We start from the raw sequence: 13,255 nt of genomic DNA on the forward strand, positions 1-13,255 counted from the left end.
GCATTCTGCCGCCCCCAAACCCCCTACAGAAGGTTGATTCGTTTAAATTTCAATTCTCAAATATTTTCTTAACTGAACCGTATCGCTTTAGAACTTACGCACTCCTTAGCAAGAAATCAGCTTTTGAGATCAACCGCACCCTACAGGTGAATGCTTCCTATTGTCACAATGACGTAAATAGGTAGTCCGTGGGTAAATCCTTGTCCTTATTGAACAAGGGTTTTAAATGGTACCCATTGATAACTGATAAGTGATAACTGATAACTGATAACTGTATTACGCTTCGTCGTAGGGTTCCAAATCCAAAAGGTAGATATAAGATTCTACTAATTCGGGACGTTGAAACGCGATCGCTCGCAGTAAATGCCAATCATTCAAACCTTCAAAAGCATTACTGTAGTTATCTTGCTCCAATCTAGTAGCCAAGTTATCCACTTGCTCTGGAGTCATGGTGGCAATATCGGTTTTAGAAATGGTCAAAGTCTTCATTTTTTAGCCCCTCCCGTAAGTAGCAACACCATCCAGCCTGGGTTTAACTGTGTTTGACGCAGCCACCCAATCTATAATACTCATTAGTAGACGCAAATTACGTGAATTTTCTTCCGGAAATTTACCGTACTTTGTAAAGCTTTTGTAACCTTAATTAAATCAGTGAACAGTAAAGAGTACGTACTTTCTTATAGTGAAAGATTTAGACTCGCGCTCTTAGATGCGTACCACCTGATGATTTGTGGTGTTTCGCCCCTTGAGATTTAACTGATAACTGTTAACTGTTAATTAAGGTTGCTGAGAACGAAAGTACGTGCGACATCCAGCATTTGAGAACTAATTTGGTGTCCTCCATCAAATTCATGATATTGCAAAGGAATTGCCCTTAATTTTAATGCATCCCGTGTTTTTTGAGCAGCTTGTAAAGGTACAACTTGATCTTGTTTCCCGTGCATAATTAACACTGGGGGTAGAGAATTTGTAGCCGGAGTTTCAATATTTTGGATATCTGAATGTAAATACCCACTCATGGAAATTAATCCGGCTATTGGCAACTTTAATCCTACATCTAAAGTCATTGCTCCTCCCTGAGAAAAACCACTTAAAATTGTTTGTTTTAAGGGTATCCCAGTACTATTCTCTAAAGATTGCAGGTAATCGATTAGCAATTTCCGACTTTCTGTTAAGCCTTCATACATATTATTCCTGCTCAAGTCGTACCATGCTCTACCAATAGGAGAATCAGGATGAGGAAAAGGTGCATTCGGAAATACAAAATGATATTCGGGTAACTGTAAAAAAGGTACTATCGATGCTACGTCTTCGGCATTAGCACCCCAGCCGTGTAAAATTACAATTAATCCCTTTGCTGTTTCCCCGATTTTTGGCGGTACGCTGATCGATTCCAAAGCATTAGCCATCAGTTATCAATTAATTAATCTGTAGTGGGTCTACAGTAATCTATAACAAATAATGGTCGTACCCAGAGGAATTATCTAATCAGAAGCAAAAATTGCTTGTCTTCCTAATCCGCACTTCCTAAAAAATTTTTGAATAGAAAGTGTTTATAAAGTGCCAGCTTGGTTCTAAAATATTCTTTTCCAAGCTAATAAATTCAGATTCTAGGAAAATTATCAATTATGGCGCGTCTCGCACTGCTGAGTGTATCTAATAAAACAGGTTTAGTAGAATTTGCCCGAAGTCTACAAGAAGAGTTTAACTTTGAATTTATCAGCAGTGGAGGTACCGCTAAAGTTTTACAAAATGCCGGATTAACTGTTACGAAAGTTGCTGATTATACAGGTTCCCCGGAAATTTTGGGTGGACGGGTGAAGACTTTACATCCGCGAATTCATGGCGGTATTTTAGCACGACGAGATAATTCTCAAGATATTATGGATTTGCAAAATAACCACATTCGTCCCATTGATTTGGTGGTTGTAAATCTTTACCCTTTTACAGAAACTATTGCTCAGGAGGGTGTCACTTTACCCGAAGCTATCGAACAAATCGATATCGGTGGTCCGGCAATGTTAAGAGCATCTGCAAAGAATTTTACCTATCTTACAGTATTATGCGACCCGCTACAATATACAGAATATTTACAGCAGTTACGTCAAAATAACGGTGAAGTTTCTTTACAATTTCGTCAACAAGCTGCTTTAAAAGGATTTTTACATACTTCTGAATACGACCAAGCCATTTCATCTTATTTAAGCAATCAAGTTTCTCAAAATCAAGATAGCAAGCAGCAATTTAGCATTTCTGGAACACAAGTACAATCACTACGATACGGCGAAAATCCCCATCAAAACGCTGCTTGGTATTATACAGGAGCTACTCGGAGCGGATGGGCTGCTGCAACTAAATTACAGGGAAAGGAACTCAGTTATAACAATTTAGTTGATTTAGAAGCCGCTAGACGCATCATTACAGAGTTTTCTGGCACCCCCGCAGCAGTAATTCTCAAACATACTAATCCTTGTGGTGTAGCTTTGGGAAATACTCTGGTAGAAGCTTATCAAAAAGCTTTTAACGCTGATTCAATTTCTGCTTTTGGAGGAATTGTCGCTTTAAATCAACCAATTGACGCAGCTACAGCAACCGAATTCACAAAAACATTTTTAGAATGTGTAGTTGCACCAGGTTGTGAAGACGATGCTCAAGAAATTATTGCCGCTAAATCCAAGCTGCGGGTATTAATACTACCGGATTTACAAAATGGAGCGAAAGAAACTATTAAAGTTATTGCAGGTGGTTTTCTCGTCCAAGCAGCTGATGATATTTTAACCGAGACTAATAAATGGCAAATAGTCACCGAGAAAAAACCCAATCAAAAAGAAATTCAAGAATTACTTTTTGCATGGAAAATTTGTAAACACGTTAAATCAAATGCTATTGTTGTGAGTCGCGATCGCACTACTTTGGGAGTGGGTGCAGGGCAAATGAACCGAGTTGGCTCTGTGAAAATAGCCCTCGAACAAGCGGGAGAAAAAGCAACAGGGGGATTTCTTGCTAGCGACGGATTCTTTCCTTTCGATGATTCAGTTAGAACCGCAGCAGCAGCCGGGATTAGGGGAATTATTCAACCGGGGGGAAGTTTACGAGACCAAGATTCGATCCAAGCTGCTAACGAATTAGGCTTAACAATGGTTTTTACCGGCAACAGACATTTTTTGCATTGAGAGAATTATACCATAAAAATTGATGATTTTTGCAAATTGTTGTCTAAAATGCTTTTCATTTGATCAAACTAGTGCTAATCTATATTTGTGTGTGTGAGGAGCAAAGTGAAAAGCGTTTGGGGTGGAAACACGGCAACACTCCCAAGCGCTTTTTGCTTTTTAATTTTGATTTTGATTTGCATAATTGCCAGATAGGTTCAATTTTCAAACTGTCACCCAACATACTTGTGTATTGATATATCTAATGCTAAAGTATGATTGTGTGTGAGGAGCAAGTGATAAGCGAAAAGCGTTTGGGGTGGAAACACGGCAACACTCCCGAACGCTTTTTGTTTTTTGAATATTCAGCAACCAGTTATCAACTATCACTATTTATAATTAGCGTCGCCATAATTCCCTATCTCCCAACCTCTTCAATCTTCATCCAAAGCGGGGAAAGCTTCCTCGATAAACCATAATCGATCTTTATTTTCAACAAACCAAATCCGAGTTTCGGGAGTTAGCTTTCCCCAAATATACTCAACAGGGATGTGAGGAGAGGAATATTGAAATTCCTCACCGAGTAATCGGAGATTGGAAGCAATCGCATCGGGAATACCAAAATCGTTCCAATCGATTTCTCTTTCAATTCCACTAATTCCTTTGCTGGGATCAAAAACCAATTGTGCAGTTCTAATCAAGTCAGCAAAGTGTACTGGCTTTAATCTGTAAAGTTCTTCAATTCGCAGTGATTCGTTATTTTTAGACATGAACACTCTTAGCAGTGAATGTTTACCATTTGATAGAACTTACTGCCAGAGATTTTCCCTAATCTAATATCTAATCGAATATTTTTATTTTAACCTAGAACAGCAATTTTTAACAAAGGGAATAGGGAGTAGGGTTGGGGGGGGGGAATAATAACTAATCATCCTAGCTTGATATAATATCATGTCCGGTTAAACACTTGTAATAAAGTTGGTTCGGGAACACTCAACAATTACCCATTACCCATTACCCATTACCCATTACCCATTACCAGTCAACAGCGAATAACTGATAACTGATAACTGATAACTGATAACTGATAACTGATAACTGATAACTGATAACTGTTTACTGATAACTGATTTAATTTCTTCCGGATATTTTTTCAATTTGCTGTGTAAACAGGTTAGTTTCAGAACCTAATTGCTGGGCTAATTCTAATCCTTTTTGAAAAGCTGCGATCGCAAATTGATTTTCTTGACGCTGGAGATGAATTTTACCTATTTGTTCGTAAGTATTCATCATGCCGTAAAAATTAGCAGCTCGCTGTTCTGCTTGTAATAAAATCTGACTAGTTTGTAAAGCATCTTCTGTTTGATCGTTGGCAATATATAATGCAATTAATTTTTGCAAAGCTTCGGCAGCACGTACATATTGCTGCAATTCCCAAGCCATGGTATAGGCTTCTTGGTAGTTTTGAAAAGCTGCATCTAGCTGTTCGGGATTTTCCTTTGCTAAAGCTTCGTAATTTGAAGCCATCGCTAATTTTAATGCGGCTAATTCTGTAATCTTATTTTGTTGGCGGTAAAGTAATGATAACTTTTGACGTGCATTTATAGCTTTTTGATGCTGTTTTGTTCGGTCATAAATGTAAGCTAAATCTTTTAAAGATTCTTCAATATCGTTACTATTAGAAACCTGATTTAGTAATTGTTCATAAGTTGTTGCAGCGGCTGGATAATCAAACCAATCCAGATGAATTTTAGCAATAGTTTTCAGCGTATCTACCTCCTTGACAATATCCGAACTTGCTCGCACAATGATCAAAACTTGGTTATAAACTTCCACTGCTAAAGATGGCGATCGCACTTGAAGGTAAGCGTCACCTAAAGCCTGTAATACCTGTAAATCAGTTGTTTGCTGAGATTGCTTTTGAATTGCCTGTAATCGCTGGGTAATATATCTGATTTGTTGGCGATCGTTTTTGGTGTAAGCAAATCCACCAACTCTTGAAAGTGCTTGAATTTCTGCTAATGTACCCAAATAACGACGCAAGCGTAATTCTCGGTTCCAAGTGGCAAATGCTCCTTCGGTATCACCTGCTTGCAATTTTGCGGTTGCTTCTCGATCGAGTTGATCCAAAGCTTCTGATAAAAAACTGAGTTCTTCATCACTTAAGGGCTTTTTGTTGACCGAACTCGGTAATAATGGGTCGGGTACGGTAATCTCTAAGGGAGAAGGTGGAAACTTTTTCGGTGGTCTGGGTTTTTTTTCTTTGGCTAATACTAAGGAAGTCCAAAGCAAACAAATTGTCAGAGTTGTAGTAATGGTAATACTTAAGCGTTGGATATTAATCATAAAAGGTTAAAGGTTTAAGGTTAAAGGTCAAAGGTTATGGTCGTTAGAATTAACAATGATAAAAATTATTAAATATCAATTAATCATTTGACGAATATCTGTTAAAGTTTTCTCCATTAATATTTTTAATGTATCAAAGGTTAACTAGCATTGTTTTTCTGACTAATTTGTGTTGATTTTATCAAACTCAGTAAAACAAGCGGGTAGTTTACTTGGTAATATAACGCTATTAAAATTTTATTTCAGTATCCAAAACCTATATAATGACACACTCCACAGATATCCCAACTTTAGCTCGCTGGATGGCTTCTGATTTTAGCAATCAAGAACAAGCTTTTGAAAATCCTCCTTTTTTCGCTCACATTCGAGTATGTATGCGTCCTCTACCTTTAGATTTATTATCTGGAGTCAGTTTTTATGTTGAGCAGGCTTACGATTATATGCTCAATGATCCCTATCGGGTTGCAGTTAATAAGTTAGTTGATGCAGGAAATCATATCGAAATTGAGAATTATAGAGTTAAAAATGCGGAAAAATTCTATGGTGCATCGCGAAATTTAGAACTTCTCCAAACTTTAGAGCCAAATGACTTGGAAAAACTATCCGGCTGTAACATGATTGTAGAATGGACTGGTCACAGTTTCAAAGGGATGGTAGAACCAGGTAAAAGCTGCATTGTATTTCGTAAAGGAAAAAATACTTACCTTGACAGCGAATTTGAAATGGATGCAGAAAAATTTATCAGCAAAGACAGAGGAAGAGATTTAGAAACTGACGAGCATATTTGGGGTTCAGTCGCAGGTGCGTTTCATTTTGTCCGCTGGCAAAGTTTTGCTGACGAAGTAAAAATTGCATAGTAGTTCATTATCCGTTGGCTACTAACTCTACAGTGTGAAAGTAGGGAACTCGTTCAACCCAACTTTCCCAAGTTCCATTGGGATAAAGTTTCATCAAGCGGAATCCTGGGGGTTTTCTCTCAAGAGCAAATTTCTTGCTTCCTGGCTGAAACTGAATGCAAGTTGAAGGGGTTCCCAAATAATCAACACCTCGTCGCTGAGTGTAAAATTCTTGGTGTATATGACCAAATAATACTAATCTAACTTGGGGGTATTTGTCCAAAACTGCAAAAAATTCTTCGGAGTTTTGCAATTGGCTTTTATCTAACCAGCGAGAATTTACCTTAAAGGGAGGATGATGTATTGCGATCGCTGTTGGTTTATCAACAATTTTACTCAACTGTAAATCCAGCCATTCTAAAGTTTCCTGACGCAAATAACCATGTGCTTTACCAGCAACGGAGGAATCTAGCAATACAAAATTCCATCCCCCACGTTCAAAACACTTGCGTCGAGAAACCAGTCCCAGATTTAAAACTTCACTCATTGTCGCAAAATCATCGTGATTTCCTGGCAGCCAATAACTAGGAAGAAATAACGAACTGATCAAATTTTGTAAATTGGAATAAGATTGCGGGGTACCGTCACCCGATAAATCCCCCGTCAATAACAATAAATCAAGCTCCTCTCGAAGTTTTTTTAAGCGCTCGATAACTGCATGGAAAGAATCCATCGTTGGGATTCCCAAGAGTTGTTGCTGTTCCGAGGCAAATAGATGCATATCTGTGACTTGACCGATGGTTATCGGGTAAACCTGCTTCATCTTTGATGGTACCAATCTAAGAGTCTTAATATCCAATTCTCCTTGTTAGTCATAACTTACTTATGCGATAGTAGAACCATGTTTTTTTAGCAACATACTTATACAGCCAGTTCTCAATTTTTTCTAGGTAATGTATATTTACTTATTTGTGATTTTTTTTAAGTAATAACCGAGAACAAGCTTTAACATATTATACTAATTTGCTTTTTTTTGATGTTTTTCATCTATCCTAAGACATAGAATAATATTTGTTTATGTTTTACAGTACTTATGCCTTAAGAAGTATAAATACTGTTTTTACAGAGAAAAATATGTATTCTACATAACCGAAAATCCTAGCATAGATGTAGGTTAATGCAAGTCTGGACGGATAACTTAAAAGATGGTAATGATTTTGGTTAAAGGTTAAAGGTTGTAAGTTCCTACTCCCTATGTAAACGAAATGTTTAATTAAATGTTGTCAGCAGTATTTAAATACAACCGTAAGAATTTAAAAGTCTTTAATAAAATAATCTACGGCGGGGGGTAGATTTTTAGATAAAATATTGGTAAGATAAGAAATGGCAAATGCGGCGACATAGCCAAGTGGTAAGGCAGAGGTCTGCAAAACCTTTATCCCCCGGTTCAAATCCGGGTGTCGCCTTTAAAGAAATACAAGCATTACAGGGCTTCCAAGCCCTTTTTTAATTTGTCCGCAAGGACTGATTTTTCAGGCTTCCATATAATTTTAGGTCATTTTTGAGTAGTTTAGGGCAACAACTGGGGTAAAATTGGGGTAAATTTTGTAAGGTAGAGGTGTTTACCCCAATCCCATGTTTTGGGGTAAAACTGGGGTAAAGTAACTAATTGTTTAATATAATTTCCTTTATAACCTTTATGTGTATGGTTAATCATTGGATTAGATAACACTCCTGTTCTTAGCAGTAGTACTATAAAAAATAGTACTTAAGTACTAAATAAATATTCCCGATCTGAAAGTGCGTAATAAATAGAAATTATCATTATTTTTTGAAGGAGCGGTTGACTCTATGTCCTCTAAAAAATCATCCAATGCTTCTAAACCCGGTTCGGTACAAATAAAAAATTCTAATGGTAGGCTTCAAATAGTTTTTTCTCATCCCGTTACGAATGAAGCAGGAGAAATAAAAACCAAACGTTTTTACCTTTCAACCAAACATGACGATACACCCTTGGGAAGACAGCAAGCTTCTATAATAGCTGCGAAGATTCAAAGGGATATTGACTATGGTGAGTTTGATGCGACTTTGGCTAAATACAAGCCAACAGCTTCACTCAAAACAGTTACTCCTTCTTCTCGTTCAACAACTCCAACTCAGGACTTAGAAAAGTTATGGGAACAATACACTCAATTCAAGAAACCGCAGATAAGTCCTTCTACCTATGCTGTTGATTATCGGAAGTACCGGAACCACATCACTAGCTTACCTACAAAAAACTTAGATGATGCAGTTGCGATTAGGGATTATCTAATTGCAAATCTCACTCCTAATGCAGCCAAACGTACATTAACAAATATAAATGCCTGCTGCAATTGGGCAATGAAAAGTAAATTGATTGAGTCCAACCCCTTCCAAGAAATGGCAAAAGACATTCAGATTCCTAAGTCGGAGACGACAGAATATAAAATTAATCCATTTACTCCTGAAGAACGTGATGCAATAATTAAAGCCTTTGATGAAAGTAAGCTTTATAGTTACTATGCTCCTTTAGTAAAAATTTTGTTTTTCACTGGATGTAGACCATCAGAGGCTATAGCTTTGCAGTGGAAACATATTAACGATAAGTACATAACTTTTGAGCAAGCTATTACAATCAGCAGTAAAGGACTCGCTGTTAAAAATGGATTAAAAACTCAAAGTCAAAGACGTTTTCCGGTAAATAATCAGTTACTCGAAATACTTTTATCAATTAAGTATGAAAATAATAATCCAGACGATTTTATTTTTAAAAGTAAAAAAGGAGGCATAGTAGACTTTGGTGATTTTCTTAATCATGCATGGAAAGGCTATAAAAATCATCGCGGTAAACAAATAGATGGAATTGTAACTAAACTTGTAAAACAAGGTGTGGTAAGTGAATATCGCAAGCCTTATCAATGTAGGCACACTTTCATTACCCTTTGTTTAGAGGCTGATATTGATGCGAAGGATATAGGAAAATGGGTTGGTAATTCCCCAGAAGTTATTTATAAACATTATGCAGGTAGCAAGCCTAATTTAGAGGTTCCAGAATTATAATTAGTTTGAATCAAGATAAAAATATGTATCATCAATTCAAATATAAGTATCAAAAATGTTAATTTTATAAGACATAATTTATGCCTGAAAAAATGGATTATTTTTATCAATTTAAACTATTATTTTAAATAAGTGTTCTTACAAATAAATAACTGATGACTAAAAAAAGGACAGAGTATGATAATCCTTGGAAGGAAATAATTGAAGATTTTTTTCCTAGTTTTTTAGAATTCTTTTTTCCAACAGTATATTCTATTATCGATTGGACAAAACCCTATGAATTTCTTGATAGTGAACTACAGAAGCTCGAACCAGATGCAGAAATTGGAAAACGCTTAGTCGATAAAGTTGCTAAGGTTTACTTACTCAATGGTGAAGAAGCTTGGATACTTATTCATGTCGAAGTCCAGAGCCAATTCGATAAGAACTTTCCCGAACGAATGTATATTTATCATTACCGTTTGTTTGACCGACACAAAACAAAAGTTATTAGTTTAGCCGTACTTGCAGACGAACAGCCAAATTGGAGACCATCAAGTTACGGGTATTCGCTTGGAGAATGTCGCTTAAGCTTGGAATTCCCAGTTGTGAAATTATTAGACTATGAATCCCAATGGCAAACCTTAGAGCAAACCACAAATCCTTTCAGTATTGTTGTCATGGCACATTTACGTACCAAAGCCACAAACCAAAACCCTGAAAGTAGGTTACAGTGGAAGCTAAGACTAGTACGAATGTTGTTTGAAAAAGGATATAGCCGAGAAGAAGTTATTGCATTATTCCGGTTTATCGATTGGCTAATGTCTTTACCAGAAGAACTAGCGGCGGATTTTAAAGCAGAACTTAAACGCGAGGAGGAAGCAGGTAGAATGCGTTACGTAACTAGTATTGAACGTTTAGCAAAGCAAGAAGGTATAGAAGAAGGTAAGCAGAGAGGAAAAGTTGAAATTGCTCGCGAAAGTGTAGTTGAAGTTTTAGCAGTACGCTTTGGAGAAATACCGTCCGACGTTCTTGAAAGCATTAATCGTATCAATGATGTATCTGTACTTAAGTCACTTCTGAGAAACGCGATCGCAATTTCATCAATGGAAGCTTTTGCAGAACTTATCAATGAAATTAATTTATAAATTTCGTTTTGATGCTTCCAAACTTTTAAACATTTACTCGATACTTACCAGATTTTTGAATAGGTTGAATTAAACACAACAAACATCATACTTATTGATTGTGAAATGCGCTTTTTAAGAAGCGCATTTGTTTATATTTTTAAAGCAGAATTTATACAAACCTTCTAGCTATTTCTTATCCACCATAATTTGTTTTATCAACTCGGTAACATCTGGTACATCAACTGTATTATCGTAATTTTCATAAAATAATTTTATTGATGCATGAAATGTTTCTGGTGTTTCGTGTTGTTCCTCAAAATAATCACCATCTCTACATCCATATAAAATTAAGTTAGAGTTAATTATTTTAAGAAATGGCTGGATTGGAATCATTAAGTTGGCTACTTTAAAGCATCCACTTATATAACCATGAAAGTAGCTTAAAAAGTAATTGATTTCTTGTCCTGAGAACTCTAGTTCAAATGGTTCTCTAGTTCTTTGAGTATCATAACCTTCAATACTATTCTCAATAATCCGGTACATACGATAATAAACTGTTCCGCGATGGTCGGAAATTACCATCAAGTAATAAAAAATTCCAATCGTCTTTTCAATGATTAATAGAACCGGAAATCTAAATGAACCTTTCCCTTCATCATAAAAATCACTAGTTTTTCCAAAAAGCCATTCTAAGGTAATGAATACTTCAGCGCTTCTTTAATTTATCTTTACTTCCTCTATCGCTCCAACCTAATTGAACGTAAAACATATAATCATCATCAATCGGAAGACTGCTATCGCGTAATTTTTGTTCTTCGGTATCATCTAACCTCCATAATTGATATTTGATATCTAGTGATTCTAGTTCTAGTTGATTACGGATTCTGGATTGACGGATTTCTCGTTTCATAACTATTTTCTTCTGAAAATTTATGTACTTAAATCTTGTAGGACTTTTGTACCATAGACTAGGTTTAGTTTATGTTACAAGTGGTAACAATAAATCTTCAAAAAATACGATTCAAGCGTTAAGAACGTTTTCCTTTCGTTTTCTTCTGACTAGATGGAAGCGACGATAAGTAGTTTTCGACTGCTTTTGAATGTGCTTGAGGGTTGCTTTGGTGATTCTGTATCCAATCGATTAATAGAGTCTTGTTGTATCTTACTACTCTTGAGTTAACGGAAACCCAGTGTATGTCTTTTTGGAGCTTGCCTTTTTGACGATACCTTTTGAGAGTGTCACTGGATAAACCTGTTAATTGCGCTGCTACCTTCTTATCGATAAATTGATAATCCTGAATAGAAGAATTGGTCATCATTCCAAAAAAAACTTATGTGTATATCTAAAAATATCTTAATTAACCTAAAAATTTACAGTTGTTTGAAAAATTTTTGTTTAATAGAACAAATAATTTAGTTAAAGTTACTTATCGGTTAAAACTGTAAATACGCTATTAAGCAATAGTATCAGCCGATTTGTTTTTACATATCTATCACTATAGTCATAAGTATTTTTATTACTATAGTGATAAGCCGTTTTACGTCATAAGATAAGCATTGACTAAAGATATTTGATTGAAAATAAATTTAATAACTTACAAAAGTTATTTTTGTCAGAAAACTAGAGAATAAATTTAAAAATTAGAGGAGATATGACTAGGAATGTACATAGTTATCAGATATTAAGTAAGTCGGTAGAAATAAACTGGGGCTATGTAACAGTTGGGCAAATTGGCTTTAAACCCTTACCCCTAAAGCAAAGCAATATTATCTAAAATTACAATTTTCAACGCCGACCTACTTATCATGAGCAATTCAATTGATGACTGTTTTATTACTGACCCATCAGACTTAAATTACATTTCTGAGGTCGTAAATCAAGTATTAAATAATAGACATCATTTAGCGGATATAAAGGATTTACAAGCAGCTTTAAGGGAGGTGAGTTTAGAACATGGTAAAGAAATACAAATGAATTTAGTCTTTGAAGAAAATCAACTGGCTGGATTCAACTTTTCTTTCACAAATAACCTTAGTAAGACAACTGATACTATTCCTTTTGAGCAGCAGCAAATCAATATTGACTCCGCAAAGGGTGAGATTATTTCTTACAAACAAACAACAATAATAACTGCAACACAATCGGAAAACAATCTAACAAATTCTTTTCCATCACCTGGATACATAACTTTGACACCAGGATTGCAAGTAGAAGACCAACGTATTATTAACGAGGAACCACTAGAAAATCAAAAATTTATCAAATTACCATTTCCAGTTATAAGCAATATCAATCCGAGCTTAACTAATATTGCAAATCAATTAGCAAATCAACAGGAGGTTAACGGATTATTATTAACTGGATTACCACTCAAGACAGGAATTTCTTTGACAGACACCTTACGAGTAGAAGAAAAACCCGATATTCAGACTGCTGGATTAGCATTACTCAGACGTTTTGAGCAAGTTTTACCGCAAGAATTTATGGAGTTAAAAGCAGGTGAAACTCCTAAAGCTTTTAATTGGAAAGACCCAGAGTCAAATAAGCAATACCGCTTTTGTTTTGAAGCAGCTAAAACTGATATAGAAGGTAACATATTAATACCTGAAAAGCTAAAAGGGTTTGATACAAAATCTGGGTCTAATGTGCAACAAGTATTTGAAGCAACTTTAATAGATTCTAAATATAACCGTTGGAGTATCGAGCAATGTGATTTCAATAAAAACCAGA

At 35.8% G+C, this 13,255-nt stretch carries 12 protein-coding genes and 1 tRNA gene; 6 read left to right on the forward strand and 7 right to left on the reverse strand.

Features of this window, described 5'->3' with window-relative positions; genetic code table 11:
• Positions 1-276: 276 nt before the first annotated feature.
• A complete protein-coding gene (gene isiD / locus IQ247_RS28025; protein WP_193924994.1) occupies positions 277-489 on the reverse strand; it encodes a protein IsiD in 213 nt (70 codons plus the stop codon).
• A 284-nt stretch (positions 490-773) separates the two neighbouring features.
• Positions 774-1,409, reverse strand: coding sequence for an alpha/beta hydrolase (locus IQ247_RS28030; RefSeq protein ID WP_193924995.1), 636 nt, complete (start codon positions 1,407-1,409; stop codon positions 774-776).
• A gap of 219 nt (positions 1,410-1,628) precedes the next feature.
• On the opposite strand from IQ247_RS28030, the gene purH reads away from it, so the two are divergent.
• Positions 1,629-3,173, forward strand: a complete 1,545-nt coding sequence (gene purH, locus IQ247_RS28035) for a bifunctional phosphoribosylaminoimidazolecarboxamide formyltransferase/IMP cyclohydrolase (RefSeq protein WP_193924996.1) — start codon at positions 1,629-1,631, stop codon at positions 3,171-3,173.
• 413 nt (positions 3,174-3,586) lie between these two features.
• On the opposite strand, the gene IQ247_RS28040 is transcribed toward purH, so the two are convergent.
• Together IQ247_RS28040 and IQ247_RS28045 are read right to left on the reverse strand one after the other, a co-directional pair.
• The gene (locus IQ247_RS28040) at positions 3,587-3,922 is read right to left on the reverse strand and encodes a hypothetical protein (protein ID WP_193924997.1); all 336 of its coding nucleotides are present in this window, start codon (positions 3,920-3,922) and stop codon (positions 3,587-3,589) included.
• 361 nt (positions 3,923-4,283) lie between these two features.
• A complete protein-coding gene (locus tag IQ247_RS28045; protein ID WP_193924998.1) occupies positions 4,284-5,498 on the reverse strand; it encodes a tetratricopeptide repeat protein in 1,215 nt (404 codons plus the stop codon).
• A gap of 263 nt (positions 5,499-5,761) precedes the next feature.
• On the opposite strand from IQ247_RS28045, the gene IQ247_RS28050 reads away from it, so the two are divergent.
• Complete coding sequence (locus tag IQ247_RS28050; RefSeq protein ID WP_193925000.1) at positions 5,762-6,355, forward strand: chromophore lyase CpcT/CpeT; 594 nt, start codon at positions 5,762-5,764, stop codon at positions 6,353-6,355.
• A 7-nt stretch (positions 6,356-6,362) separates the two neighbouring features.
• Here the strand turns inward: IQ247_RS28050 and cpdA are convergent, their stop codons facing one another.
• Positions 6,363-7,157, reverse strand: coding sequence for a 3',5'-cyclic-AMP phosphodiesterase (gene cpdA / locus IQ247_RS28055; protein ID WP_193925002.1), 795 nt, complete (start codon positions 7,155-7,157; stop codon positions 6,363-6,365).
• A gap of 571 nt (positions 7,158-7,728) precedes the next feature.
• On the opposite strand from cpdA, the gene IQ247_RS28060 reads away from it, so the two are divergent.
• From IQ247_RS28060 to IQ247_RS28070, 3 genes are all read left to right on the forward strand, one after another.
• Positions 7,729-7,800: transfer RNA gene (locus IQ247_RS28060), tRNA-Cys, on the forward strand.
• A 385-nt stretch (positions 7,801-8,185) separates the two neighbouring features.
• Entirely contained in the window at positions 8,186-9,415 is a 1,230-nt protein-coding gene (locus IQ247_RS28065) for a site-specific integrase (protein ID WP_193925003.1), read from the forward strand.
• A 155-nt stretch (positions 9,416-9,570) separates the two neighbouring features.
• Positions 9,571-10,542 (forward strand): RpnC/YadD family protein, encoded by a 972-nt coding sequence (locus IQ247_RS28070; RefSeq protein WP_193925005.1) that lies wholly within the window; start codon positions 9,571-9,573, stop codon positions 10,540-10,542.
• A 168-nt stretch (positions 10,543-10,710) separates the two neighbouring features.
• Here IQ247_RS28070 and IQ247_RS28075 read toward each other — a convergent pair whose 3' ends face one another.
• Complete coding sequence (locus IQ247_RS28075) at positions 10,711-11,106, reverse strand: hypothetical protein (protein WP_193925006.1); 396 nt, start codon at positions 11,104-11,106, stop codon at positions 10,711-10,713.
• A gap of 124 nt (positions 11,107-11,230) precedes the next feature.
• Positions 11,231-11,434, reverse strand: a complete 204-nt coding sequence (locus IQ247_RS28080) for a hypothetical protein (RefSeq protein WP_193925008.1) — start codon at positions 11,432-11,434, stop codon at positions 11,231-11,233.
• Between the two features lie 896 nt (positions 11,435-12,330).
• On the opposite strand from IQ247_RS28080, the gene IQ247_RS28085 reads away from it, so the two are divergent.
• On the forward strand, positions 12,331-13,255 hold a 925-nt coding region (locus IQ247_RS28085; protein WP_193925010.1), incomplete at its 3' end, for a PDZ domain-containing protein.

This window comes from Plectonema cf. radiosum LEGE 06105 (genome assembly GCF_015207665.1).
Classification (GTDB): domain Bacteria; phylum Cyanobacteriota; class Cyanobacteriia; order Cyanobacteriales; family Nostocaceae; genus Rivularia; species Rivularia radiosa_A.